This window comes from Streptococcus sp. SS-4456, from assembly GCF_036680365.1.
Classification (GTDB): Bacteria; Bacillota; Bacilli; order Lactobacillales; family Streptococcaceae; genus Streptococcus.
Genome location: NZ_JAVIHI010000011.1, coordinates 40,579 through 64,580, shown reverse-complemented (window position 1 = coordinate 64,580; position 24,002 = coordinate 40,579). Strand labels below are relative to the sequence as shown.

Annotated in this window: 25 protein-coding genes and 1 pseudogene; 8 read left to right on the top strand and 18 right to left on the bottom strand. The window is 43.2% G+C overall.

Annotated features, from left to right (window positions below):
• Positions 1-209 precede the first annotated feature (209 nt).
• The 17 genes and pseudogenes from der to rsmH all read right to left on the bottom strand — a co-directional run bounded on the left by der (position 210) and on the right by rsmH (position 17,305).
• On the bottom strand, positions 210-1,520 hold the full coding sequence (gene der / locus RFK25_RS05060; protein ID WP_332411978.1) for a ribosome biogenesis GTPase Der: 1,311 nt from the start codon (positions 1,518-1,520) through the stop codon (positions 210-212).
• Between the two features lie 236 nt (positions 1,521-1,756).
• Positions 1,757-2,470: pseudogene (locus tag RFK25_RS05055) on the bottom strand (nitroreductase family protein).
• The gene (dnaI, locus tag RFK25_RS05050; RefSeq protein ID WP_332411976.1) at positions 2,467-3,366 is read right to left on the bottom strand and encodes a primosomal protein DnaI; all 900 of its coding nucleotides are present in this window, start codon (positions 3,364-3,366) and stop codon (positions 2,467-2,469) included. The pseudogene RFK25_RS05055 and the gene dnaI overlap by 4 nt, the downstream one beginning before the upstream one ends.
• The gene (locus tag RFK25_RS05045) at positions 3,366-4,517 is read right to left on the bottom strand and encodes a replication initiation/membrane attachment protein (protein ID WP_332411975.1); all 1,152 of its coding nucleotides are present in this window, start codon (positions 4,515-4,517) and stop codon (positions 3,366-3,368) included. Before RFK25_RS05045 ends, dnaI begins: the two co-directional genes overlap by 1 nt.
• Positions 4,504-4,995, bottom strand: a complete 492-nt coding sequence (gene nrdR / locus RFK25_RS05040) for a transcriptional regulator NrdR (RefSeq protein WP_172050363.1) — start codon at positions 4,993-4,995, stop codon at positions 4,504-4,506. Before nrdR ends, RFK25_RS05045 begins: the two co-directional genes overlap by 14 nt.
• 87 nt (positions 4,996-5,082) lie before the next feature.
• Positions 5,083-6,207, bottom strand: coding sequence for an AI-2E family transporter (locus RFK25_RS05035; protein ID WP_332411973.1), 1,125 nt, complete (start codon positions 6,205-6,207; stop codon positions 5,083-5,085).
• Between the two features lie 73 nt (positions 6,208-6,280).
• Entirely contained in the window at positions 6,281-6,970 is a 690-nt protein-coding gene (locus RFK25_RS05030) for a response regulator transcription factor (protein ID WP_332411971.1), read from the bottom strand.
• A gap of 80 nt (positions 6,971-7,050) precedes the next feature.
• A complete protein-coding gene (gene gndA / locus RFK25_RS05025; protein WP_172028260.1) occupies positions 7,051-8,478 on the bottom strand; it encodes an NADP-dependent phosphogluconate dehydrogenase in 1,428 nt (475 codons plus the stop codon).
• Between the two features lie 87 nt (positions 8,479-8,565).
• Positions 8,566-9,105: a YceD family protein gene (locus RFK25_RS05020; protein WP_332411968.1), complete on the bottom strand. Its 540-nt coding sequence runs from the start codon at positions 9,103-9,105 to the stop codon at positions 8,566-8,568.
• A 9-nt stretch (positions 9,106-9,114) separates the two neighbouring features.
• Positions 9,115-10,032: a thioredoxin-disulfide reductase gene (gene trxB, locus RFK25_RS05015; RefSeq protein ID WP_332411966.1), complete on the bottom strand. Its 918-nt coding sequence runs from the start codon at positions 10,030-10,032 to the stop codon at positions 9,115-9,117.
• An 11-nt stretch (positions 10,033-10,043) separates the two neighbouring features.
• A complete protein-coding gene (locus RFK25_RS05010; protein ID WP_172028263.1) occupies positions 10,044-10,268 on the bottom strand; it encodes a DUF4059 family protein in 225 nt (74 codons plus the stop codon).
• Positions 10,269-10,285: 17 nt separating this feature from the next.
• Entirely contained in the window at positions 10,286-11,629 is a 1,344-nt protein-coding gene (locus RFK25_RS05005) for a DEAD/DEAH box helicase (protein WP_332411963.1), read from the bottom strand.
• Positions 11,630-11,838: 209 nt separating this feature from the next.
• Positions 11,839-12,672, bottom strand: a complete 834-nt coding sequence (locus RFK25_RS05000; RefSeq protein ID WP_332411962.1) for a hypothetical protein — start codon at positions 12,670-12,672, stop codon at positions 11,839-11,841.
• Between the two features lie 98 nt (positions 12,673-12,770).
• Positions 12,771-13,769 (bottom strand): phospho-N-acetylmuramoyl-pentapeptide-transferase, encoded by a 999-nt coding sequence (gene mraY, locus RFK25_RS04995; RefSeq protein ID WP_332411961.1) that lies wholly within the window; start codon positions 13,767-13,769, stop codon positions 12,771-12,773.
• Position 13,770: 1 nt separating this feature from the next.
• Positions 13,771-16,020 (bottom strand): penicillin-binding protein PBP2X, encoded by a 2,250-nt coding sequence (pbp2x, locus tag RFK25_RS04990; RefSeq protein ID WP_332411959.1) that lies wholly within the window; start codon positions 16,018-16,020, stop codon positions 13,771-13,773.
• Positions 16,020-16,343, bottom strand: coding sequence for a cell division protein FtsL (ftsL, locus tag RFK25_RS04985; RefSeq protein ID WP_024412194.1), 324 nt, complete (start codon positions 16,341-16,343; stop codon positions 16,020-16,022). Before ftsL ends, pbp2x begins: the two co-directional genes overlap by 1 nt.
• A gap of 11 nt (positions 16,344-16,354) precedes the next feature.
• Positions 16,355-17,305 (bottom strand): 16S rRNA (cytosine(1402)-N(4))-methyltransferase RsmH, encoded by a 951-nt coding sequence (gene rsmH, locus RFK25_RS04980; protein ID WP_332411955.1) that lies wholly within the window; start codon positions 17,303-17,305, stop codon positions 16,355-16,357.
• A gap of 473 nt (positions 17,306-17,778) precedes the next feature.
• On the opposite strand from rsmH, the gene RFK25_RS04975 reads away from it, so the two are divergent.
• From RFK25_RS04975 to RFK25_RS04940, 8 genes are all read left to right on the top strand, one after another.
• A complete protein-coding gene (locus RFK25_RS04975) occupies positions 17,779-17,967 on the top strand; it encodes a helix-turn-helix transcriptional regulator (RefSeq protein WP_002942681.1) in 189 nt (62 codons plus the stop codon).
• 15 nt (positions 17,968-17,982) lie between these two features.
• On the top strand, positions 17,983-18,183 hold the full coding sequence (locus RFK25_RS04970; protein ID WP_332411953.1) for a hypothetical protein: 201 nt from the start codon (positions 17,983-17,985) through the stop codon (positions 18,181-18,183).
• A gap of 10 nt (positions 18,184-18,193) precedes the next feature.
• Positions 18,194-19,276, top strand: a complete 1,083-nt coding sequence (locus tag RFK25_RS04965; protein ID WP_332411950.1) for a DUF3278 domain-containing protein — start codon at positions 18,194-18,196, stop codon at positions 19,274-19,276.
• 12 nt (positions 19,277-19,288) lie between these two features.
• A complete protein-coding gene (locus RFK25_RS04960; protein WP_332411947.1) occupies positions 19,289-19,633 on the top strand; it encodes an MFS transporter in 345 nt (114 codons plus the stop codon).
• Positions 19,623-19,970, top strand: coding sequence for a hypothetical protein (locus tag RFK25_RS04955; RefSeq protein WP_332411945.1), 348 nt, complete (start codon positions 19,623-19,625; stop codon positions 19,968-19,970). The genes RFK25_RS04960 and RFK25_RS04955 overlap by 11 nt, the downstream gene beginning before the upstream one ends.
• Before the next feature lie 175 nt (positions 19,971-20,145).
• A complete protein-coding gene (locus RFK25_RS04950) occupies positions 20,146-21,495 on the top strand; it encodes a TrkH family potassium uptake protein (RefSeq protein ID WP_332411943.1) in 1,350 nt (449 codons plus the stop codon).
• Between the two features lie 10 nt (positions 21,496-21,505).
• On the top strand, positions 21,506-22,171 hold the full coding sequence (locus RFK25_RS04945; protein WP_332411941.1) for a potassium channel family protein: 666 nt from the start codon (positions 21,506-21,508) through the stop codon (positions 22,169-22,171).
• Positions 22,172-22,240: 69 nt separating this feature from the next.
• Positions 22,241-23,578, top strand: a complete 1,338-nt coding sequence (locus RFK25_RS04940) for an MATE family efflux transporter (RefSeq protein ID WP_332411938.1) — start codon at positions 22,241-22,243, stop codon at positions 23,576-23,578.
• Between the two features lie 18 nt (positions 23,579-23,596).
• Here RFK25_RS04940 and RFK25_RS04935 read toward each other — a convergent pair whose 3' ends face one another.
• Entirely contained in the window at positions 23,597-23,968 is a 372-nt protein-coding gene (locus RFK25_RS04935; RefSeq protein ID WP_332411937.1) for a hypothetical protein, read from the bottom strand.
• Between the last annotated feature and the right edge of the window lie 34 nt (positions 23,969-24,002).

Here is a 24,002-nt window from a genome sequence, read left to right as displayed (position 1 = left end):
CAAAATTCCTGTTTGGGCTAGCCCAAACAACTTAACCTCTGGAACTCTAGTTATCAATGAACTTGTTGCACTTGACTTGACAACGTGCGAAAGAAAGCAATATCAAAAAAGAACGCCAAATCGGAAACGCTACCATACCAACACCTCCAAGTCCATTCTAGCAAATTTGTAAACATCTGCAAAGAAAAAAGAGGTTTGACCTCTCTTTCTTATTTCCGTTTTCGTGCAATCAGATGAATTGGTGTTCCTTCAAAGACAAAGGCCTTGCGGATTTGATTTTCCAAGAAACGCATATAGGAGAAGTGCATGAGCTCTTCTTCGTTGACAAAGACCACAAAGGTCGGTGGTTTGGTCGCAACTTGTGTCGCATAGAAAATCTTGAGACGTTTGCCCTTGTCAGTTGGTGTCGGATTGATGGCAATAGCATCCATGATGACATCGTTAAGAACTGCCGACGGAATACGGGTATTCTGGCTTTCGCTAATAGCCTTGATCATCTCAGGCAACTTATGCAGGCGTTGCTTGGTCAAGGCAGACACAAAGATAATCGGTGCGTATGACAAGTATTGGAACTGGTCGCGGATATCGTCTTCCCATTTCTTCATGGTGTGGTTGTCTTTTTCAAGCGTATCCCACTTGTTAACGACGATAATCATCCCCTTACCAGCTTCATGGGCAAAGCCTGCGATGCGTTTGTCGTACTCACGAATACCTTCCTCGGCATTGATGACCATGAGTATAACATCCGAGCGTTCAATGGCACGCATGGCACGCATAACGGAGTATTTCTCCGTATTTTCATAGACCTTACCAGACTTGCGCATCCCTGCGGTATCAATCATGGTAAATTCTTGACCTTCTGGGTCTGTAAAGTGCGTATCAATAGCATCACGAGTCGTTCCAGCAACAGGCGATGCAATCACGCGCTCTTCACCCAAAATAGCGTTAATCAAACTGGATTTACCAACGTTTGGACGACCAATCAAGCTGAACTTGATAATATCTGGATTTTCCTCTACTTCCTGAGCTGGCAGATTTTCAATGATAGCGTCCAAGACATCCCCTGTACCGATACCATGCACAGATGATACTGGGTAGGGATCCCCAAGACCAAGCGAATAGAAATCGTAGATGTCATTCCGCATTTCAGGGTTATCGACTTTATTGACAACCAAAATGACTGGTTTGTTGGTCTTATAAAGGATACGCGATACATACTCATCCGCATCTGTCACACCTTCTTTACCTGAAACAACAAAGACGATAACATCTGCTTCATCCATGGCAATCTCAGCCTGGTGCTTGATTTGTTCCATGAAAGGTGCATCCACATCGTCGATACCACCCGTATCAATCAAGGAAAACTTACGATTGAGCCACTCACCAGTAGCATAAATACGGTCGCGGGTCACACCTTCCACGTCTTCTACGATAGAAATACGTTCCCCCGCAATACGGTTAAATAGTGTTGATTTACCAACGTTGGGACGGCCAACGATGGCGATAGTTGGTTGAGCCATAGCTCCTCCTCTTCTAATATAGTCGTTTTCGTTTATCTTTTATTACGTCGACGCATGAGGAAACTTCGTTTCCCCATTTCCAACTTCAAATAATGTCATCATTATTTGAACTCGCTTTGCCGTACTCCAGTACTGTCTGCAGCTTTTGATGTGAACTTGGTTCACTTTAACACCAACCTCAAACTGTCTCCCAGACAGTTTGAGCGAGTACTAAAAGCAAACAAAAAGACTATAACTTACAATAGTTTATTTTTTTCTAATACAGCCCTGGTTTCAGGCTGCTCTGGCTGACCAAACTGAGCAACCATTCGCTCAGACCATGTTTCTGTCTGACGGGCTCCTGCATATTCCGTCTGAACTTGGTCGTAGGCTTCAATCACATCTACACCTTACTCCACATATTCTTCCTGAAAGACAATGGCTTCGCTTGCCAAACGTGGTTTAACAGGATGGTTTTGGGCTGGCCGACCTAGTGCAATGCAAAAAATCGGATAGGTAAAGTCTGGCAAGCTGAACAGCTCTGCTATTGCCAAGGCCTTATGGCGAATCATACCGATGAAGACCCCACCGTAGCCCAAGCTTTCAGCTGCTAAAAGGGCATTTTGCCCTGCTAGGCTCGCATCAACAGAAGAAATCAGGAGATTCTCTGTTCCCTTGGCATCAAAGTCTGAACCGTGGAGTTGAGCCGCCTTGCTGACACGGTTATGGTCACCCACAAAGAGCAAAATTGCCTGAGCCTGTAAAATAGCTGGCTGGGGCACCAAATCATAGAGAGCCTGTTTTTTCTCCTCTGACTGCACCACAATGATGGAATAGGACTGGAAATTCTTCCAGCTAGACGCAGCTCGCCCAGCTGAAATAATAGCTTTCAAATGCTCCGCCTCAATGGGCTCTTCCGTAAAACGACGGACGGAAGTATGGTTCAGCATCAAATCAATGGTTTCATTCATCGGCGGTTATTTCCTTTCAAATGCAAATCGCGAGCCAGATAACGAATCCGCTCCATAACCCGTTTAGCCTGCCAGGTTTCATCACCAGACTTACCAGATGCGAAATGCCGTTCCAAATCATCGAGGGAGAAATTGGATGTAAAGAAGGTCGGCAGATTTTCCTGCATGCGGTATTGAAGAATGACCTGCAGCACATCGTCGCGCACCCACGGACTATGTTGCTCCGCTCCGATATCATCTAGTACCAAGACCTGAGCCATCTTGATTTCATCAATTCGCTCCTTGACAGAGCCATCTTTGATGGCATTTTTTATGTCCACCACAAAGGTTGGATAATGAAGCATGGTGGTAGAGAGGTGGCGATTGGTTGATAAGCGATGGGCCATATAAGCCATCAAAAAACTCTTCCCAATTCCAAAATCACCGTATAGATACAAGCCTTTGTAGTATTCGCCCACCTGTTCTACAAATGTATCAATAGCCTCATAAACCTCAACACGATTGTTGTCTGTGAAATCCAAATCTGCAATAGTAACTTTTTTGAGTGCTTGGGGCATATTGATAAGCTGGATACGGTTCTTGATAGCTTCCAGACGACGGTATTCGACCAATTCCTCTGTTTCAAGATAAGAAACATCGGCATAGCCTTCGTTCATGACCAAAACAGGTTGATAGCCTTTTGCAATATAGGTTTCATCCTGTTTGACAAAGAGGTCACGCTGACTGATATATTCTAAAAACTTAGAAATGGAGAGGGTGATTTCCTGCTGGGTCAAACCTTCTTTTTTGATAAAAGCAGCAACTTCAGTATCGCTGACAATCTCTTGAAAGAGTTGCTGATAGGATTTTGGACTTGGATTGGTTGCCTGGGACAACCTGTCTTGAACTGATTTCATCAACTACCTCCCTTGCTTTCGTTTTCTAACATTCGTTTTCTGAGGGCTTCCATTCTAGCCTGAGCTTCTGGGCTTGTGTCCATAACCACTTCTTCCTTACTCCAGTCAGGTACATTGGTTTTTTGTGGCTGGCTCGGCTTGGCGATAGCTTGACCTGTCTTCAACTCTCTTAAGTAAAGAACAGCTGCCTCTGCGCTGCCAATCCCCTTGTAGGAAAAATCGTTACCCAATTTCATGGCATATTTCTCATTCAGATTGGCCGAATCCACCTTGTTAAAAGTGTAGAGAACCAAGACATTGATAACTTCGTCAAGTAGGCCCAAGTTTGCCAAATCTTTCAAGCACTTCTTCTCTGCCGTAGTGACAACCGCCTTGAGGCGATCCTTGATAAACTGCAAATAATCCTTACTGGATATAGCCTTGGCTTCACGAACAATTGCCTCTTCCTGAGGAGTAAAATTTCCTGAAGCTAATGGTCTTGCCTGGCGTGAATGCTGCAAGCGCTTGGTTGAAATTGTCTGTCCAATCGCTGTTACTTTAGCCTGACGATAGGTTTCCAACCAGGTCCAACCTGCCTGCTCTGCTATGTGACTAAGGGCAATAATATCCTCAGCTTCATCTTGAAAAAGAAGCTTGTCCTTAGCCATCAAGGCTTTAAAGGCCGACCAGTCAAAATCATTCTTTCTCTCAAAACTCCCCTCAATCTGGCCAGTAAGCGTAAAGACCTGAGAGAAGGTTTTGGATACATTCTTTTCTTTAGGAGGTCTAGACCCCTGTAAGCCCTCCACACTGGCTTCACCTATTCGTTGGGCCAATAGCTGTTTGTACAGGGGCTTGTCCAAAAATTGTTTGGCCGTCAGTGGTGGCAACAAGACCAAGCCTGTCAACTCATCTGCCCGATAGACTTGTAGCAATTCCATGGCAGATAAGCGATCCAAGGCCTGCTCCAAGCGCTTCATACCAAAATCCATGTGATTGAGGATTGTCGCCCATTTATAACGTCCCTGACCCTGATCTGAAAAACTATAGAGATAATAGTAGAGGGCTAGGGCATCAAAACTAATGATAGGTTGATAGCACTGGCTTAAACTGATAATGTCTGGTGTAAAAGGACTGGTCTTGATGTAGGTAAATAAATCACTTGGTTTCATTGGCAGCACCTGACTTTACTTTACTACCCTTAGAAATCATCTGCTTGAGCAGATTTTCCAACTCTTCCACATCCTTAAAGGAACGATAGACAGAGGCAAAACGCACATAGGTGATTTCATCCAACTCCACCAATTCATCCATGACAAAGTTACCAATGACATCACTTTCGACCTCGCCATCACTCTGAGAACGAACCTTCTGCTCAATCCGGTTGACAACTTCGTCTATATCACTAGTTGATACTGGACGTTTTTGAGCTGAACGAATGATGCCATTGAAAATCTTTTCACGGGAAAATTGCTCCCTAGTCCCGTCCTTCTTCACAACGACGAGGGTTTTTTCCTCAATGCGCTCATAGGTGGTAAAACGTTGACCACATTGATCGCAAGAACGACGACGGCGGATGGTATTGCCATCTTCAGCCTGACGACTATCAATGACACTTGATTTCAAACTCTGACATTTTGGACAACGCATACTCTTTCTCCTACTTAAACTTTATCACTTCAGTATAGCACAAAATAAACAAAATTAAAAGAAAGCGAGCAAGACTCACTTTCTATTTTAACCGATCGTCGCATCCTCTTGCTTTTTCAATCGACTAGCAACCCATTCACGAACCAGACGGTAAATAACCGCAAAGATAGGTGTAAAGAAGACCATACCAAGCAAGCCAAACAAATTTCCACCAATCAAGGCTGCTGCTAAGGTAAACAGGGTCGGAAGTCCAACCGATTGTCCAACCACGCGCGGGTAAATCACATTCCCCTCAATCAACTGGATAATCTGGAAGAGAGCAATAGACCAAAGTGCCAAGAGCGGATTTTGCACCGCCACAAACAAGGCACTAATCAGACAGGCGGTAAAGGGACCAATGTAAGGCACAAAGGATAGAACACCTGCCAAAATTCCTGCCATGCTGGCATAAGGAATTCCTGAGAGAGAATAACTCACAAATACGAGAGTACCGATAATACAGGCTTCTACGATTTGGCTCATTAGGAACTTATCGTATGTATCAATAATAACCTCTCCAATATAACTAATCACTCGAACAGTTTTTGTCGGCAGTGTCGCTTGTAGGAATTTACCAGTCATAGATTGCAAGTGTTCCTTGCTTCCAAGTATTGCCAATGTAAAGAAGAAGGCCATAACAAGCGTCATAGTATTTGAAAAAATTCCTGTGACATTTGAAACTAAGCCCGATAAGACAGGCGTTACCAAATTGGAAATAAAGGTTAGATTTTTCAATTGGTCCAGCATTCCAGCAATCTGGTCACCCAACTGACCAGCCAAAAGTCCATTTTTTTCCAGGAAGCTTGTGAGGGCATTGACCGATTTAGGAATAGCTGTGCTGCTTACTGTCACTAATTGCGACACCGTTGACATCAAGGTAGGAAGAACAATCAACACCAACCCAGTAACAATTAAAGCAAAACCAATCAACACTCCAACAATAGCCAAGGAACGTTTGGATTTATTCAAAAAAGAAATCTTCTCTATCTGATCCTCTATTTTTTTCATAGGCACATTTAAAATAAAGGCAATGATACTCCCTATAAAGAGAGAATTCATGCTTCCCAACAAAATCTGAACTGCCTTGTATATCGTATCCCAATTCAATACAGCTAAGAGGGTAGCTCCAGCCAATAAAATCAATAAAGCTTTTTCTTTAAACGACGAATTCATAATATCTCCATTTTTTTATGATTAGCATTCAGTTTATCATAGGAAGCAAAAAAAAGAAAGAGTTTCCCCTTTCTTAATCTCGCATTGCGTAGCCAACACCACGAACAGTCTTGATGTAAGATGGTTTACCAGTAACATCTAATTTTCCACGTAAATAACGAATATAAACATCTACTACATTAGTTTCCGATGTCGTTTCATATTTCCAAACTCGCTCTAGCAATTGTTCTCGGCTGACAGGTTCGGGGCTGTTCATCAGAGTTGCAAGCAAATCATATTCGCGTCTGGTCAGGTTAATCAACTCATCCCCACGAGTAACTGTTCGATTTTGAAAATCAATTTTCAAATCACGGTAGGCAGCATGTAGGTGAACTTGTTTGCAATTAGTATCAATGAAATCTCTTCCTCGAAAAATAGAAGAAATCTGCTCAACTAAATCACTAATAACAAAGGGTTTTACAACATAAGAAACAGCGTAAGAAAGTACTTCTTCTCCATGCTGTGCAACATCTGCTGAATCAATAGCAACAATAATAACACTTGCAGGTTTTATAGCCAGTAATTCCCTAGACAAAGCCTTGCTAGACATATCCGAAAGCTGAAAACTCATTAATATTAAATCAAAATCTGTTTCATGAGCCAACTGCAAGGCTTCTTTCCCTGTCGAAGCGTAGTCTACCAAATACTCCTTCTTCTGTAATTCCATGGAAACAAAGTGCGATAGATTGCGTTCTCTTCCTGCAATCAAAATTTTCTTAGCCATTATCTCTTTCATTGTTCTCTCTATCAATCAAATCAGCTAGCGATAAATTAGAAAGAAGGGCGCTTACACGCCCATCCCATTTATTTTGATTCGCTATACCAATCGTAGTGGAAGACACCTTCTTTGTCTTTACGGTTGTATGTGTGAGCACCGAAGTAGTCACGTTGGGCTTGGATCAAGTTAGCTGGCAAGTTTTCTGCACGATAGCTGTCAAAGTAGGTAATAGCCGCTGAGAAGGTTGGCACAGGCACTCCTGCTTGAACAGCCAAGGTTACCACATCACGAACAGCCTGTTGGTATTTAGCTGTTACATCAAGGAAGTACTCATCCAAGAGCAAGTTTGCCAAATCTTCGTCACGTCCGTATGCATCTGTAATCTTTTGCAAGAAACGAGCACGGATGATACAACCTGCACGCCAGATTTTTGCGATTTCACCAAATGGCAGGTTCCAGTTGTTTTCTTTAGATGCTACACGTAATTGGGCAAAACCTTGTGCATAAGACATAATTTTTGAGAAGTAAAGGGCTTGACGGATTTTTTCAACCAATTCAGCCTTATCTCCTTCATAGGCAAATGGAGCTGGTTTTGGAAGGACCTTGCTAGCTGCCACACGCTCATCTTTGTAAGTTGAGATATAACGAGCAAATACGGATTCTGTAATCAATGACAATGGCACACCCAAATCAAGTGATGATTGGCTTGTCCATTTACCAGTACCTTTGTTACCAGCAGCATCCATGATATAGTCAACGATAGGACCATCTTGACCTTGGTCATCCTTGCGTTTCAAGATGTCCGCTGTGATTTCAATCAAGTAGCTGTCTAGTTCACCCTTGTTCCACTCAGTAAAGATGTCAGCCATTTCATCTACTGACAAGCCGAGCAAGTGTTGCATGAGGTCATATGACTCTGCAATCAACTGCATGTCACCATACTCGATACCATTGTGGACCATTTTTACGTAGTGACCAGCTCCATCTGGACCGATATAAGTCACACAAGGCGCTCCATCTTCTGGCGCTTTTGCTGAAATTTCTTCCAAGACATCTGCCACCAATTCGTAAGCTTCTTTTTGACCACCAGGCATGATAGATGGACCTTCAAGGGCTCCCTTTTCACCACCAGATACACCTGTACCGATGAAGTTGATACCTGAGTTTGCCAATTCTTTTGAACGACGGATAGTGTCTTCGTAGAAAGTATTTCCACCGTCAATCAAGATGTCTCCTTCATCCAAGTGTGGCAAGAGCGCTTGAATGGTTGCGTCTGTACCAGGACCAGCTTGAACCATAAGCATGATACGACGTGGTTTTTCGATAGATGCCACAAAGCTTTCCACATCGTAACTTGGTACCAAGTTTTTACCTGGGTTGCTTGCAACAACGTCTTCTGTCTTATCAGCAGAGCGGTTGTAAATGGCTACTGAATAACCACGTGATTCAACGTTAAGTGCCAGGTTGCGGCCCATAACAGCCATCCCTACCACACCAAAATTTGCTTTTGTCATTTGTTTACTCCTCTAATTTGTATCCCTTTCATTATACACCGAAAGGGGAAAGTTGACAAGAATTTTCAGATAATTTAACCATCCAAACTATTCTTCACTATCAAACAAGCCCTGCAATTGAGCAAAAGGACTATTGGCTTCTTTTTTCTCCTGGACATCTTGCTGAAAGGCTTCTTCTGTCATCAAGGTCCAGGCTTGACCAGATGGTAGGTCGGTTCCTGCCTCTTCCTCAGGTGTCAAAACCTTGATAGGAATAGCTAGGAGAATATTATCCGCTACACTTTCTTCTAAGACAATGTGGTCATCTTCTACTACCAGTACCATATCCTCATCAATCAAGTCCTGCTCCTTAAGAACTGCTTCATTGGCGACAAAGAGTTCATTGACGTCTTGCACTTCATGTAACAGGACAGGTTGCAAAGAACGGCTGGAAGCCAAGGTAATATCGTAAGTCATCTGATAGTCCAAGAAAAAGAAACCTGACTCAAAGCGAACATTTCCACTTACTTGTACAGGAGACAAGCCTAAAACTTCACTATTTCGAGCCTGCAATTCTTCCTGCAAGTCCAAGGTTTTCTCAAAGGAAATTCCATCTGGATTTTTCTGAATGTCGTAAATATGAAACATTGTATTCCCCTATTCAGCTAGTTCTGTGATGTAGTTATAGACTTCCTGACCAGCAACTGCCCCATTTCCAACAGCGGTCGCAATCTGACGCAGTTGGTTTTGGCGAATATCACCAATAGCGTAAATACCAGATTTGCTGGTTGCCATCTTTTCATCCGTGATAATCCAACCAGCCTCGTCCGTAATACCCAAATCGACAACCGAATCCGTCATCGGATCCAAACCGACATAGATAAAGACACCACCGAAGTCCAGTTCACTAACTTCTTCCGTTTTCACATTTTTGATACGGACACTTTGAACCCGAAGATTATCACCCTTGATTTCTTCCACGACGCTATCCCAGATAAAGTTGATTTTTTCATTGGCAAAAGCGCGGTCTTGAATGACTTTTTGGGCACGGAGCTGGTCACGTCGGTGAACGATAGTGACAGATTCTGCGAATTGTGTCAAGAAGAGGGCTTCTTCGACCGCAGAATCTCCACCACCGACAACCAAGAGTTTTTGTCCACGGAAGAAGGCTCCGTCGCAGACTGCACAGTAGGAAACTCCACGGCTATTGTAGGTATCCTCACCCGGAACACCTAGTAAACGATGTTTAGCCCCCATAGCTAGAATGACAGTTTTGGTTTCCAAAACACCGTCTTCTGTAATGACTTTCTTAATTGGTCCCTCTTCTTCGATACGCACCAAGGTACCAAAAATGTGATCTACTCCGAATTTTTCCAAAGGTTCAAACATTTTTTCTGCCAAGGCTGGACCAGAAATATGGTCATAGCCTGGATAGTTTTCAATTTCAGCGGTGTTGTTCATCTGGCCGCCGTAAATTCCACGCTCCAAAAGTGCCACTTTTAGATTGCTTCGTCCTGCGTAGAGGGCAGCAGTCATCCCTGCAGGACCTGCTCCAACAACTATTGTATCGTACATATCTTTTCCTTCTATGCTTTAAACATTAACAAAATCCCCATGACCCCAAAAGCAAGTATTGGAATGGTCATGACGTTGATCATCAACAAATCAAATATAAAATCTTGGCGCTCTTGTGGCGTTCGATCAACTTTTTTACCTGCTCTTACAGCAAAATAAATCAAGCTAGATAGAATAGCCAGCAGGGCTGCGACCAAAAGCCCCTGCAAATAAAAACTGAGAATATTTTGTAACATGGTCTTTTCCACCCCTCCTAGAAGGTTTGGCGTTTGGCCTTGCGCTCTGCACGTCCCTTGGCACGCGCTTCCACACGTTTGGTCTTGCGACGTTTCTCATCAACAGCCCATTGGATTTTCTTCTTGTAGCCTGGCTTGACTTTTTTCTTTTTCTTCTTAACCAAGCCAATCATTTCCAAGTCCAGTTTTTCACGAGTTTTTTCTCGGTTGACACGGCGATCACGGTCATAGGTATCGACAAACTCACCATTCTTCATTTCTTTTGGCAAGAATTTGATGTTAAGTTTTTCTAACTCTCGAATGTCCTCATCATCACTCGGCTGATAGAAGGTAATGGCTATGCCTGATAAGCCATTTCGTCCTGTTCGACCCACACGGTGGACAAAGAAGGAAAGGTCCTGAGGAATGGCATCGTTAATGACATGGCTAACACCTTCAATATCAATTCCACGCGCTGCCAAGTCTGTTGCTACGATGTACTGATAATCCAAGTTTTTCACCTGGTTCATGATTCGCTTGCGTTCACGCGGTGGAATATCCCCGTGAATTTTTGCAACCCGCAAACCATTTGCAGTTAAGTAACTGTGCAATTCATCTGCACGGGTCTTTGTATTAACAAAAATCATAGCCAAATATGGCTGCATGAGCTTGGTCGCTTCCAAAATCTGCGCATTGCGATCACGGCCCTTGGTTGAAATCAGCCAATTTTCAATGGTAGCTGAAATGACCGTCTGGGTCTTGATTTGTTCCATGACTGGATTGGACAAGTATTTTTTCAAAAACGGTTGCAGTTTCTGCGGAATAGTGGCTGAAAAGACCATAAATTGTAGATCTTTTGGCAGACTTCCGGCAATCTTATCTACCGTTTCCAAAAAGCCCATGTCCAAGGTCATATCTGCCTCATCCACCACAAAGGTTTTAGCTTTATGAATCGCAAGGTCACCTGATTTAACCAAGTCATAAATACGGCCCGGGGTCCCGACAACAATATGGGGCTGACCAGTTTGAAGTTTGTCAATTTGACGGTTTTTATCTGTACCACCAACATAATTGGTCACACGAACTTCGATGTCCGAATGACTAGCCAACTGGCGTGCTGCTTGATAAATCTGAGTTGCCAATTCTCGTGATGGAGCTGTAATAACTGCTTGAACCTGGTCTAATTCCTCATTTAGCTTTTGGAAGATGGGAATTAAGAAGGTATGGGTCTTTCCTGAGCCTGTTTTTGACTCTCCAATCAAGTCACGACCAGACAAGACGATTGGGATTAGTTTTTCCTGAACCTCTGTCGGCTGAACAAAGTTAATTTCTTTCAAGGCCTCCTGAATATAAGGCTTGAGTTTCATATCTGTAAATTTCATAGTTTCCTCTTTAGAACCCGTATTCACAAGGCAAGTATAGTCTTTTAGTACTAGTCAACGAACCGCAGGCATAACTGGAGTTAGGCAAGGCGAGTTAAAAAGAAAAACTAAATGACGATACCAACAATGGATACTGGTTCTTCATTATACTGCCTTCTATTATAGCATGATTTAGGTTGACAAGCAAAAAGGACGGATGCCCGCCCTCATTAACTCTCACTTACTTCAGTAAATTCTGCCTCGATAATCCCTAGTTCTTTTTCCTCTGCCAAACTAGCCTTGAAGGCTTCGCTGAGTTCTAGTTCGCTATCGAAATCACCATTTAATTTTTTTACAAAGGTATCGGCTAACAAACCACCCATTGGTTGGAAAGTAAAATAGGTCAAACCACCTGAAATCAGTCCACCCAAAATAGGGACCGCATTAGCAATGGTTTTCTCCACAGTCTTTTTGGTAATCTTAACACCAATCACTGCAGCAACCTTTTTCACCAAGGGATACCAAGTCGTTTTGGTCAGAGCCTGCATGGCTACTTTCTTACCAACATTTGCCCCAACTGTTTTGGATACTTTATTTAGAAGCACTGCTGAACCACCTGCTCCAAACATGACACCGATGTAGGCAATAATACGGATTTGAACCTCTTCTGGAATTTCCTTTCCTTGACCAACAAACAACTCATCTTCTCCAAAAAGATAGGCAATTTGCTGCGATAAATTCAAGGCAAAGCCAAAATACTGAGCAATATCTGCTGTCCCAGCTGCTATGGCAGTAAAAGGATTGCCCGGCAAGCCTGCTGCAAAGGATAGAAGCGAGGTCTTGGTTGTCATATCATTGATGATTTTATCGGCCTCTTTGCGCAGGGCTTCGAGGCTATAGACAGCTGTTGGCCCATCCGCTAAAATCTTATCTATATAAGGACTATCCTTAAACCGAGTTTTCAAAAATTCTTCCCTGTTGACTTTAACCATCGGAAGCTGACTAGCTGCCGTCATGGTCTGGAGCACGACTCCATAAAGCTGTTCTTGGTTCAACTGTTCCATAATTATCCTCCGCCGACTCTACTTCTCTTTATTCTACATCTCATCGACCATTTTTGTCAAGGTAAAAATAAAACAGCATTTCTGCTGTTTCTGAAATTCTATAGATAAAGAATAGCCAGGGTAATCAGGCTCATGACAAGTCCGACTGACCAAAGGAAGAAGTCAACCTGCCACTCACTCCATTTTTCAGACTTGCCTGTCAAACCACCCAACTCCAAATGATGATGGAATGGTGTCATACGGAAGATACGACGACCTTCTCCAAAGCGTTTTTTAGTATATTTGAAATACGAAACTTGTAACATAACAGATGACGTTTCGATAACATAGACCAAACCGATTAGGAGGAGGGTCCATTCTTGACGGAGGGCAATGGAAATGGTTGCCAACATCCCACCGAGTGCCAGACTTCCCACATCTCCCATGAAAATCTTGGCTGGTTTACGATTATAAACGAAGAAGCCAAGCAAGCCACCAATCATGGTTACACAGACCAAAAGAATGTCAAACTTCTGTTCCTTGTAGGCAATGACAGAATAGGCAAGCAAACTAATAACAACCGAAATAGAGGCCAAGCCATCAATACCATCAGTCAGGTTGACCGCATTTGAAAAACCAACCAACCAGAATAGAACAAAGGGTAAATAGAGCATACCGAGATTGATGATATGACCAAATACATTGAGCTCTCCTCCGCCAGCACCATTCACATGGACAAAGTAGAATACCAGTCCACCCAAAATCTGCAAGGCTAATTTTTGTTTCGGATTTAGCCCTTCATTGATTTTTTTGAATATTTTTAAGAAATCATCCAAAAAACCGACCAATCCATAGAGTGCAAGGATGAAGAGAATGGCTAAGACGCCACCCGTTAACATTTTCAAACTAGCCGCAAAGAGGAAGCTAACAATAATCGCTACCACCAGAAAGACTGTCCCACCCATGGTTGGGGTTCCTGCTTTGAACTGGTGTTGCTTGACATCCTCGTGCATCTGTTGCCCTTCGATGCGCTTGGCTTGATAAAAGGTAATAAATCGTGGTATCAGGATAACCGTTGCCAAAAAGGCTACCAGTCCCGATATGAGTGCAAACTGCATATTATTCTCCTAATGTAACTGTTAATTTCTTGGTTTTATTCAATTTGGTCCCTACTTCAACATTTTGTTTGACTACTTTTGAGCCCGAACCTTCGTAGGTTACCTCAATACCTGTCCATTCGGCAAAGATATCCATATTTTCTTTTGTTATGGCATATAGGTCAGGCATATCTTCCAACTTATTGGCCAACAAGAGGACTTGTTGATTAGGGGCTACCAAACTATCTTTTTCTAAGGAAACTTCCTTAATCTCAGCACCATTGCCCAGAATAACCGGTTGGACCAGATAACGGCGAAGTTCTTCCGCCGACTCACCCGGAGCTTTCCCTATCAAATCTGGTAACTTGTAGTCTGTTTCTTTTTCTACATAAGTCAAGGACGGAGCAGGTGCATCTAGATTGAGATTATCCTTCAATAACATTGCTTCTTTCAAAGTAGGACTGATAATAGTATCCCAAGAGAGAACACTCAAGACTTCTGGCTGACGAATGGTCACATACATAATAAATTCCGGGTCCTCAGCAGGAATCATGGCCACTACCGAGTTGGTATAGGCTCCTTTGATATAACCCTGGCCATCTTCACTGGCAATTTCGGCACTCCCTGATTTCATGGCAATATCATAGCCTTCCACCTGAATAGCTGGACCCTGCAAATCATGAGAGTAGAGTGTTCCGAACACAGGGTCTGTTCCGACATTGATCATATAGCCAAGAGTATCGTCTGCCGCTTTTTCCGAAACAGGGTTCCCGACTTCTTCTTTTGCAGCAATACGTGCAGAGTCTGTATTGGGATCATAAAGGGCGGAAATAAATTTCGGTTCTAACATAACCCCATTATTGGCAATAGATGTGAAACTTCTGATCATCTGGGTCTGGTTGGCAGAAATACCTTGACCAAAAGTTGACATTGCGATTGTGACAATATTGTCTTCCGGAACTAAGCCGGGTGCTTCATCTCCCATTCCGAAACGGGTTGGATAACCAAAACGGAACTTAGTCAGGTAATTCAACCATTTCTCATCCCCCATCTGCTGTTGGAGCAGGGTCATACCAACGTTACTTGACAAAGAAAAACCTTGGGCATAATTCAGGGTTACCGCAGATTGACCAGCGTTGAGGGTCCAGTCATTGATTTTTGCATCGGCAATCACATACTCGTTATTGGTATAGTAGGCATTTGGATCAAAAGTTCCATTGTCAATGGCTGATGCAACAGTCAAGACCTTCATGGTTGAACCAGGTTCAAAAGCCTCTTGGTAGAGGAGAGAACGCTCCAAAAGCCCCTCTTGGCCTAAACCTTCCTTGGTATCTGAATCATAACTAGGACGTTGCGTCGTTGCTAAAATTTCACCCGTCTTTGCAGACACTAAGGTAGCATTTGCATAACGACCTCTGGCGGTATCAAAGAAAGTATTCATATTGGTTTCCAAGGACCGTTGCAGGTCTGCAGAAATCGTCGTATAGACATCCTGACCGTTAATGGTTTCTTTCTTAACTGTTTCTGTTCCCGGCAGCACACGTCCCTGGCTGTCCTTTTCATAGACAACCTTGCCATCCTGACCGGCCAAAATATCGTTGAGATAGTACTCCATGCCACTCATACCTTGCAGGCTATGACTACCATCCTTGTTTTCAATCAAATTGGCTAACCCAACAAAGATTGAAGCAAAGTTTCCATTTGGATACATCCGACCTGGGCTGGCATTAAAGGCTATCCCTTCAATCCCCGCCGCCTTCATCTCCTCCTGGATAGTGGTCATGGTATTATAAGAAATATTTTTCCCTAAGGTTCCAAAATAAACCTGCTTCAGTTCTGGCTGTCGTAACTGTTGAAGAACGTAATCCGTTTCCATTCCAAGGTGGTTTTTGAATACATCTGCAACCTTACTAAATTGACTGTCCTGAACATAAAGAATTTTCTTCAATTCGGAAACATATTCCTTATCAATAATAGCATAAACGGTATAGGTGGTAGAATCTTCTGCAATAGGTATACCTGTTCGATCATAGATGGTTCCCCGTTTGGCCTGAACAGTTACTTCTTGCTGGTGGACAGCCTCTGCTCTCTCCGATAATTTCACACCTGCCTTGCTATCTGTACCAATAATGTAGGCAAAATTAAAGAGAAAGATAGAAAAGATTAAAATCGTCAAAAACAGCAGACCTTGGCCTACTCTTCGACGATTTTGGGACGGAAGATACCTTGTTTTCAGGACATACTGCAAGAGTTTATTGTTTCTTCTGGGCATTATTCAGCTACTCCAATATTGTCGTTATTAAATGTTAATCCAGCTTTCTCCGCTATCTCCATCAGACGTGCCGAACGTGTGAGCTCATTAACAGCCTGTTTGGCATCATTGATTTCAATCTGTTTTTGATTGATGTTTTGATTAACCTTGGCCATTTCAGACTGGACTTGAATCAAACGGGTCTGCAAGAAAATAATCCCTATCGCCAAGGCCAGACCGGATAGGATAATACTGGTATAAAAGGCTTTTTCTACACGGGTGAAGGTTTTAAACTTATCACCAATCACTCGCATGGTAGCTTCTCTACGTTTTTCTTGTAACATAGATGTTTCTCCTACTTATGTACTCTCTTGGCTACGCGCAACTTGGCTGAATGGGCACGATTATTGGTTTCCAATTCTTCTTGACTAGGTAAGATAGGCTTACGATTGACCAATTCAAGCGGTGCTTTTAAATCATCTGGGATAAAAGGCAAACCTTTTGGCACATCAATCGTACTCGCTTCCTTGAAGAGTTGTTTGGTCAAACGATCTTCTAAAGAATGGAAGGTAATGACGGAAATGCGTCCGTCCAAGGCTAATAAGTCAATGGCCTGCTGGATAGACTCATCCGCCGCTCCCAATTCATCGTTGACCTCAATCCGAATGGCCTGAAAAATCTGCTTGGCAGGATGTCCCTTCTTCTTGAGTTCCTTGGCAGGCTTAGCAGACTTAATCAGCTCTGCCAACTCTGTCGTTGTTTCAATCGGTTTGACAGCACGCGCCTGTTCAATCTTACGAGCAATCTGCTTGGAAAACTTATCCTCTCCATATTTGAAGAAAATCCGCACCAAATCATGGTAGTCATAGGAATTGACCACATCATAGGCCGTCAACTGACCATCACGGTTCATCCGCATGTCAAGCGGTGCATCCTGTTTATAGGAAAAACCTCGCTCCCGCTCATCCAGCTGAGGACTGGACACACCTAAATCGTAACAAATCCCATCAATTTCTGTCACTCCAAGTTCTGCCAAGCGGACCTTGAGGTTGCGGAAATTGTCCTTGATAAAGGTGACTTGTCCCTTTTCAATGTAGGATGCCAAGCGGATTTGGGCATGATCAATAGCCGTCTGATCCTGGTCGAAGGCATAAAGATGCCCACCATCTGTCAACTGACTGAGCAGGTACTCACTATGCCCTGCTCCACCCAGCGTTGCATCTACATAAATTCCATTTGGTTTGATGTCTAACATATCTACTGTCTCATGCAAGAGAACAGTTGTGTGATTAAATTCCTTGCTCATATCTTATCTATTGTACCACAAAATAAATCAAAAAGATGTTGCAAACTTTTTACAAAAAACATGTCAAATATAGTTGACAATATTTCTCCATAGGTATATAATAACATTACAGAAAGATGTCAGATATAGTTGACATAACCAGTGAGGCCTCCCACATTTTTTTACAGTTATATGTCGGATATAATTGACAACATTTTAAAGAGGCTGGGCTCAAGCCCCGCTTCTCAAAGTTAGTGTCAACATCTCAGCGCAGTGGTTGATTGGCAGATTTGTTCGTGTTTTACACTCCAAATCTGACCATTACGACTGTTGCGAACAAAGTTCGCTCTATTTCCAACCTCAAAAGGTTCACTGAACCTTTTGAGCTGTGCGGGGGTGGGAAGACGAACTCTTCTATGAATGGTCGAGTTCTTTCCCACTCCCTCATTTTTAGACAATTGTGTCAGATATAATTGACACAGAAAGGAGGGCACATGAACCGTGTCAAAGATTATCGCCTACTTCTAGGTATTTCCCAGCTGGATCTAGCCAAGGCCATCGGCGTATCCAGGCAGACCATCAACATGATTGAAAACAACAAGTACAACCCCTCGCTAGACCTTTGTATCAACCTAGCCAAAGCTTTACAGACCGACCTCAACAGCCTCTTTTGGAATGAATAGAAAGGAAAAATTACCATGAAAAAGAACACACGTAAAGCTCTCATCTCTACCCTTATTTTTATCCCTCTCTTTGTCCTCTTTCAGCTTTGGGGCAATAGCGGAGCTGACATCTTGCACATTATCAGCCAAGCCAAATTCTGGATACAACTGCTGATTGCTGGGACCATCTACTTCTTAGGCTTTGTTTACATCTTACCATTGTTCGATCAAAAATAAGGAGCTGCTTATGAAAAAGGAAACCTTTCAAGATAAATTGATCAAACGATTTTACGGTATCGCAGGTCCCTTGGATGAATTTCGCCAAAAAGAAGCCTTCCGACTAGGCAATACCTGCTTTATCCTGCTCTTTTGGGGCACCATGGTTCTTACCCTGCTGGCACTTGCCCTATCCAAACGCTACCCAGAAGTCGTTGCCTATGGCTACCCAACTGCTCTACTCCTATCCACTCTTTCCGCCAGTATGTATATGGCATCCAAGATGCGCCACAGCCAAGTGGACAGTTTAGATGTAGAAGAATTGACTAGCAAGGAACAGAAGCAGCTCAAGGGAGCAAGTTTCAAATTCACCCTCTATTTCACTGCCGTTATGTATATTTGGACTGTTGTTTTTGGTGCCTGGATGGAGGGACTCAATCCTCTCGACCACCTATTTGACCTCCGAAAATTCCTTGCAGCCTGTCTAGGTGGTATTTTCACAGGCATTGCTATCGAAATCATGTTACGCAAGCGCATGAAAAAAGCAGAACAACTGACTGTCAGCTCTGCTATTTCCAAAACAGAACCTAAGTGGATCCAAAACATGATACGGCACGTTTATGGTATTCGCGGGCCTTTAGACGAGTATCGACGGACTAAGGCAGATGAGATTGGGGGAATAGCCTTTATCTACCACTTCTACTTCCTAGCTCTCGGAAATGCCATCGCCTACTTCCTAGCCTACCGCTATCCTGTCGAGGTGGCTACCTACTATCCAATGATCATTGGCTTCTTCAGTATTATCCTAATTGGTATCGTTAATATGCGCACCCTCCATGCTGACCTGCCTCAATATGACGTGGACGAACTAAGCCCTGAGGAAAGACAAGGCCAGACCCTCAATCCACTCGTTTGGGGACTGGGGGTTGCCCTGCTATCTAGCCTCTTTGCTGGGCTGGCAGACCTCTTTAGCCTCCAGCTTCCCCTACTGGATTCCATCTTCCACGTAAAATCCCTCCTCTTCGGTGGCATGATGGGCCTCTTTGCCAGTCTAGCCCTGTCTGCCCTTGCCTATCTGCAAAAACTGGAAGCAGATACTGCCAGGAAAAAATAAGGAGCTGACCCCATGGATAAACCTTTTACACCCAAACAAACCTGTCGATTCTTTGTTCTATTTTATGCTATATTTTCTGCCTTCTTCATCTACTCTTACATGGTCAATGAGCCGATTAGTGGTTCCTTCTTACTTACCTTACCGACCATTCAAATCATCAAATCCTATCAAACAGCCGAAGAAAAACGATACTTTATCATTCAAGCCATCTTTGCCCTGTTTGCCATGACCTTGACCTATTCCGTGGGCATTTGGCTAGGACATGTCAAACCACGTGTTCTCATCCTTCCTGCTGGATTTGCTCTGGCTATTCTTTATCGGATTTATTTCAAAAAGGAGAAACCATATGAACATTGACAAACCGAAACTCATACTCGCTTTGTTTGTTCTCTCCTATACAGCAATTTGCGGCCTGTATATACATAGCTACCTGACTGGGGACAATCCACCAATCTTTATCTTACTGTTCACTATACTTCCAATCTTGAATAGTGACTGGCAAACTACCCGTCCAGAATCAAATGCTGTCCAAGAAGCTATCCATCTTTATCGTAAACCACTGCTCTGGTTTCTCATTGCAGGTTTTGCCCTAACTTTCTCCATTGGATTTTTCACTGGTCAAATCAAACCACTCTTAGCTGGATTTTGGGGAATATTAGCCATCCTACTCTTCTTTAGACAATTGAAAAAGTAAGGATATATCAATTCTCTACGAATAGGTAACTTCCTAAAAAAATGAAAAGTTTGGATAATATAGGGTTGGCTCAAATCCAGGCCTTTTTGGCTAGCAAATAATCTACTTTCTGGCTTACTTTTTTTCCTTTTTATGCTACAATATGCTCATCTTTATTTTTTGAAAAGGTAGCTTTATGAAAGCATTTAAGATACACCTTACTCCCAGCCAACGAATTATTCTCAGCTTTCTGCTGGTCATTCTCCTTGGCTCCCTCTTACTTAGTCTGCCCATTTCGCAAGTCCCTACATCTAATGCCCGTTACTGGGACCATCTCTTCACCTCTGTGTCCATGGTTTGCGTGACTGGATTGTTTACAAAAGCTGTTGCCGATACCTATTCTACGTTTGGTCAAATCATCTGTATGCTACTCATTCAGATTGGTGGACTGAGCCTGGTTGGTTTTATTGGCCTCTTTGCCCTACGAGGTGGTCGGAAAATCAATTTTATGAGTATGGCAACTCTCCAAGAAGCCCTCAATCGCTCTGACACAAAACATTTTAGAAATTTTCTCAAGTCTGTTTTCGGCTTCACCCTAGCCATTGAAACACTGGGAGCTATTCTCTTATCTCTGCACTTCGTACCAGAATTTGGTTGGGCTAGGGGGATATTTACTTCCATATTCCTAGCCGTTTCAGCCTTCTGTAATGCTGGTTTTGATAATTTCGGCGCCACCAGTATTGTCCGCTATGTTGACAATCCCTTGATTAACCTAACCTTAGCCAGCCTAATCATCATGGGAGGACTGGGCTTCTCTGTCTGGTTTGATTTGCAAACCCAGCTTGGGCAAAAATTCCATCTTCGTAAACTGGGATTTCATACCAAGGTGGTTCTAGGTTTGACTGCCACGATTTTGAGCTGTGGTACCCTATTAACCTTACTTACAGAGTGGAACAACCCTGCTACCATCGGTCACCTATCCTTTGGTCACAAACTACTAGCAAGCTTTTTCCAGACTGTGACCATGCGAACGGCGGGATTTGCTAGTATTGACTATACAACAGCGACTCCTATCACTCTGCTGATCTATATCTTTCAGATGATGCTGGGGGGAGCACCAGGAGGAACGGCGGGAGGAATTAAAATTACTGCCTTCCTCACCCTGGTCCTCTATGCCCGTAGCGAGATTTTGGGACTGCCCCATACCAACTTCCTTGGTCGTACCATTGATAGCCTGACCATCCGCAAGGCTTTTGCGACCTTCTCTGTCTTTCTTTTGGTCTTTTTGACAGGCTTGTTTGCTTTAGTTCTCACAGATAGGCAGCAACCCCTGCTCTTCTTGGTCTTTGAGGTCATGTCAGCCCTAGCAACCGTTGGCGTGACTGCCAACCTGACCCCATCACTCACCATGGCAGGACAGGCCGTTATCATGGCTCTCATGTTTTTCGGCCGCATAGGGCCTCTATCTATCCTAGCTAGCCTTTCCCTCCGTAAAGCTTCCAAAAAGGAAAGCCTACAATACGCCAAATCATCTATGCTTGTATAAAGGAGAAATCATGCCAAACTATACTATCGGAATACTAGGCTTAGGAGTATTCGGTACAACCATTGCCAAGACCCTACATAATTACGATTGCAATATCATTGCCATTGATAACCACGAACAACAAATTAACCATCTTGAACCCATTCTCACGCGAGGGATTGTTGGAGATATAACCGACCGTTCTCTCCTACGCGCTGCTGGCATCGGGAACTGTGATGCTGTCGTGGTTGCTACTGGTGAGAATTTAGAATCTAGCGTTCTCGCTGTCATGCATACCAAGGTTCTCGGCGTTCCCATGGTTGTTGCTAAAGTAAAGGGAACAACCGCTAAAGAAGTTCTCCTTCGTGTCGGTGCAGATAAGGTCATCTCTCCAGAACGAGAAACAGGTATTTCACTGGCCAAGCAACTTCTTCACAAAGACACAACCAGCCTCCTGGAACTAGAAGGAAATGTTTCCATCGTTGAATTTCATCCGCCTGCAAAATGGATTGGTAAGACCTTGGGCGAGCTCAAGCTCCGTCAACGCTATAAGATGAATATCATCGGTTACCGTAGCGGAGAAAATCAGGAATTAAATATCCAACTAACCCCAGACTATGTTTTCAAAACTGAAGAACTCATCATGGCCATTACAGATCATAATACCGTTGACCACTTTGAAGACTTAGCTAACTAAAATATTGAAAAAGCCTACTAGAGGATAAAACTCCTAGTAGGCTTCTCATCTGTTAACAAAGGAGAATGCATGAACGATTTAACAAAAGGAAAACCAATAATTGTCATCTTACAATTTGCCATCCCCTTACTGATTGGTTCTTTTTTCCAATTAGCCTATAACTTTGCCGATTCTATGATTGTGGGTCATACCCTGGGAAAAGAAGCCTTTGCCAGTGTCGGCTCAACTGCCAGCCTGATTTTTCTCATCATCGGTTTTGCACAAGGAGTGACCAATGGTCTGACCATCATTTCTGCCCAGCGCTTTGGGGCAGGTGACTTTGAAGGACTGAAAAAATCCTTTATCCATGGACTGTTCTACTCCTTCCTCATCAGTCTAGTATTGACACTTCTTGCCTTAGTCTTTTTGAAACCGATTTTAGTTTTGATGAGGACGCCTACCAGCATTCTTCCACATTCTCATGCCTTTCTGACAGCCATGTTCGGAGGACTGACCTTTACTATTTTCTATAATTTTCTCTCTTCTGCTCTCCGAAGTCTTGGAAATTCTAGAACGCCACTCATAGCCCTGATCATCGCTTGTTTTATCAATATCGGTCTAGACTTTTTCTTCATTCTAGTCATGAACTGGGGTGTTTTCGGAGCTGGTTTTGCAACGATTACAGCTCAAGCCTGCTCAGTTCTCTTTTTGATTTTTTACATCGTTCGCAAGGTTCCCCAATACCATATCGGCTTATCTGATATAAAATTAGACAAAGACAATCTCAAGAAACACGCACAACTAGCTTTTCCTATGGGCTTTCAAGCCAGTATTATCGCTATCGGAGCCATGACCCTACAATTCATGGTCAACCAACTTGGCACGGATGCTATTGCCGCCCAAGCCATTGCCCTCCGTACTGACCAGCTAGCTATGTTGCCCATGGTCAATCTTGGGCTAGCCATCGCAACCTTTACAGCTCAGAATTATGGAGCCAAATTCTACGATCGGATCCGAGAAGGTGTCCGTCATTCCCTCGTCATCAATATCATCTGGGCTATTGTTTTTGCACTTATTCTCATTCTAGCCAATCGATTCTTTTCTAGCCTTTTTCTTCCAAATGCCAGTCAAACAGTGCTGGACTTGGCTCTTGTTTACTACATCATTAACGGCTCTTGTTACTGGATCGTTGCTTCCCTCTTTATTCTTCGTAGCTTTATTCAGGGACTTGGCAAGGGCTTTATCCCAACACTAGCAGGCTTTGGGGAATTGATTTTCCGAGCAGCAGTCGCCATCATCGGTATGCAGTATTTCGGTTTTTATGGGACTGCCGCCGCTAACCCCGCCGCCTGGATTGGAAGCATCATCGTCCTGATTCCGAGTTCCATCATATTTATGAAAAAATTAAAAGCTGGACAAACTATATAAAGAAAACGCATGAGATTTTCATGCGTTTTTAAAATAATACTTTCTAAGAAATTGGATATGTAAGATATTCCAAAACGCACCATAGCTAAGCCCGACCAAGAAAGCTAAGCCGACTTGCACATTGGATACTGGTAGCAGATGAACAAAAAGAATGAGTCCCAAAATAACCACTAATAAAATAACTGTCGTTGTCTTATCCCACTTAAAATAGGCTGAAAAGGGCTTCTCAGGACAATCTTTCACTTCCTTGAATTGTTTGAAACTAGCACCAAGATTGGCCCCGGCAGCCCCCATAATAGCACCAAAATAGTAGTGAGGCAGTAGATAAACCGACAAAACAGCTACAGTAACATAGGCAAGCACCAAGAAGGCATATACAAATTTTTTCATGACCAACCTCCTAGTCCAAATCTTCTTATCATTA

Excerpts from the sequence above, each read along its gene's own strand:
- der (WP_332411978.1), bottom strand. The coding sequence starts at position 1,520 with ATGGCTCAACCAACTATCGCCATCGTTGGCCGTCCCAACGTTGGTAAA.
- RFK25_RS04950 (WP_332411943.1), top strand. The coding sequence starts at position 20,146 with ATGAAAGCATTTAAGATACACCTTACTCCCAGCCAACGAATTATTCTC.
- RFK25_RS05045 (WP_332411975.1), bottom strand. The coding sequence starts at position 4,517 with ATGAAACCAAGTGATTTATTTACCTACATCAAGACCAGTCCTTTTACA.
- mraY (WP_332411961.1), bottom strand. The coding sequence starts at position 13,769 with ATGCAGTTTGCACTCATATCGGGACTGGTAGCCTTTTTGGCAACGGTT.
- RFK25_RS04960 (WP_332411947.1), top strand. The coding sequence starts at position 19,289 with ATGGATAAACCTTTTACACCCAAACAAACCTGTCGATTCTTTGTTCTA.
- rsmH (WP_332411955.1), bottom strand. The coding sequence starts at position 17,305 with ATGAGCAAGGAATTTAATCACACAACTGTTCTCTTGCATGAGACAGTA.
- RFK25_RS05010 (WP_172028263.1), bottom strand. The coding sequence starts at position 10,268 with ATGTTACAAAATATTCTCAGTTTTTATTTGCAGGGGCTTTTGGTCGCA.
- ftsL (WP_024412194.1), bottom strand. The coding sequence starts at position 16,343 with ATGTTACAAGAAAAACGTAGAGAAGCTACCATGCGAGTGATTGGTGAT.
- dnaI (WP_332411976.1), bottom strand. The coding sequence starts at position 3,366 with ATGAAATCAGTTCAAGACAGGTTGTCCCAGGCAACCAATCCAAGTCCA.
- nrdR (WP_172050363.1), bottom strand. The coding sequence starts at position 4,995 with ATGCGTTGTCCAAAATGTCAGAGTTTGAAATCAAGTGTCATTGATAGT.
- trxB (WP_332411966.1), bottom strand. The coding sequence starts at position 10,032 with ATGTACGATACAATAGTTGTTGGAGCAGGTCCTGCAGGGATGACTGCT.
- RFK25_RS04965 (WP_332411950.1), top strand. The coding sequence starts at position 18,194 with ATGAAAAAGGAAACCTTTCAAGATAAATTGATCAAACGATTTTACGGT.
- RFK25_RS05020 (WP_332411968.1), bottom strand. The coding sequence starts at position 9,105 with ATGTTTCATATTTACGACATTCAGAAAAATCCAGATGGAATTTCCTTT.
- pbp2x (WP_332411959.1), bottom strand. The coding sequence starts at position 16,020 with ATGCCCAGAAGAAACAATAAACTCTTGCAGTATGTCCTGAAAACAAGG.
- RFK25_RS05030 (WP_332411971.1), bottom strand. The coding sequence starts at position 6,970 with ATGGCTAAGAAAATTTTGATTGCAGGAAGAGAACGCAATCTATCGCAC.
- RFK25_RS05000 (WP_332411962.1), bottom strand. The coding sequence starts at position 12,672 with ATGGAACAGTTGAACCAAGAACAGCTTTATGGAGTCGTGCTCCAGACC.
- RFK25_RS04940 (WP_332411938.1), top strand. The coding sequence starts at position 22,241 with ATGAACGATTTAACAAAAGGAAAACCAATAATTGTCATCTTACAATTT.
- RFK25_RS05035 (WP_332411973.1), bottom strand. The coding sequence starts at position 6,207 with ATGAATTCGTCGTTTAAAGAAAAAGCTTTATTGATTTTATTGGCTGGA.
- RFK25_RS05005 (WP_332411963.1), bottom strand. The coding sequence starts at position 11,629 with ATGAAATTTACAGATATGAAACTCAAGCCTTATATTCAGGAGGCCTTG.
- RFK25_RS04935 (WP_332411937.1), bottom strand. The coding sequence starts at position 23,968 with ATGAAAAAATTTGTATATGCCTTCTTGGTGCTTGCCTATGTTACTGTA.
- RFK25_RS04945 (WP_332411941.1), top strand. The coding sequence starts at position 21,506 with ATGCCAAACTATACTATCGGAATACTAGGCTTAGGAGTATTCGGTACA.
- RFK25_RS04970 (WP_332411953.1), top strand. The coding sequence starts at position 17,983 with ATGAAAAAGAACACACGTAAAGCTCTCATCTCTACCCTTATTTTTATC.
- RFK25_RS04975 (WP_002942681.1), top strand. The coding sequence starts at position 17,779 with ATGAACCGTGTCAAAGATTATCGCCTACTTCTAGGTATTTCCCAGCTG.
- RFK25_RS04955 (WP_332411945.1), top strand. The coding sequence starts at position 19,623 with ATGAACATTGACAAACCGAAACTCATACTCGCTTTGTTTGTTCTCTCC.
- gndA (WP_172028260.1), bottom strand. The coding sequence starts at position 8,478 with ATGACAAAAGCAAATTTTGGTGTGGTAGGGATGGCTGTTATGGGCCGC.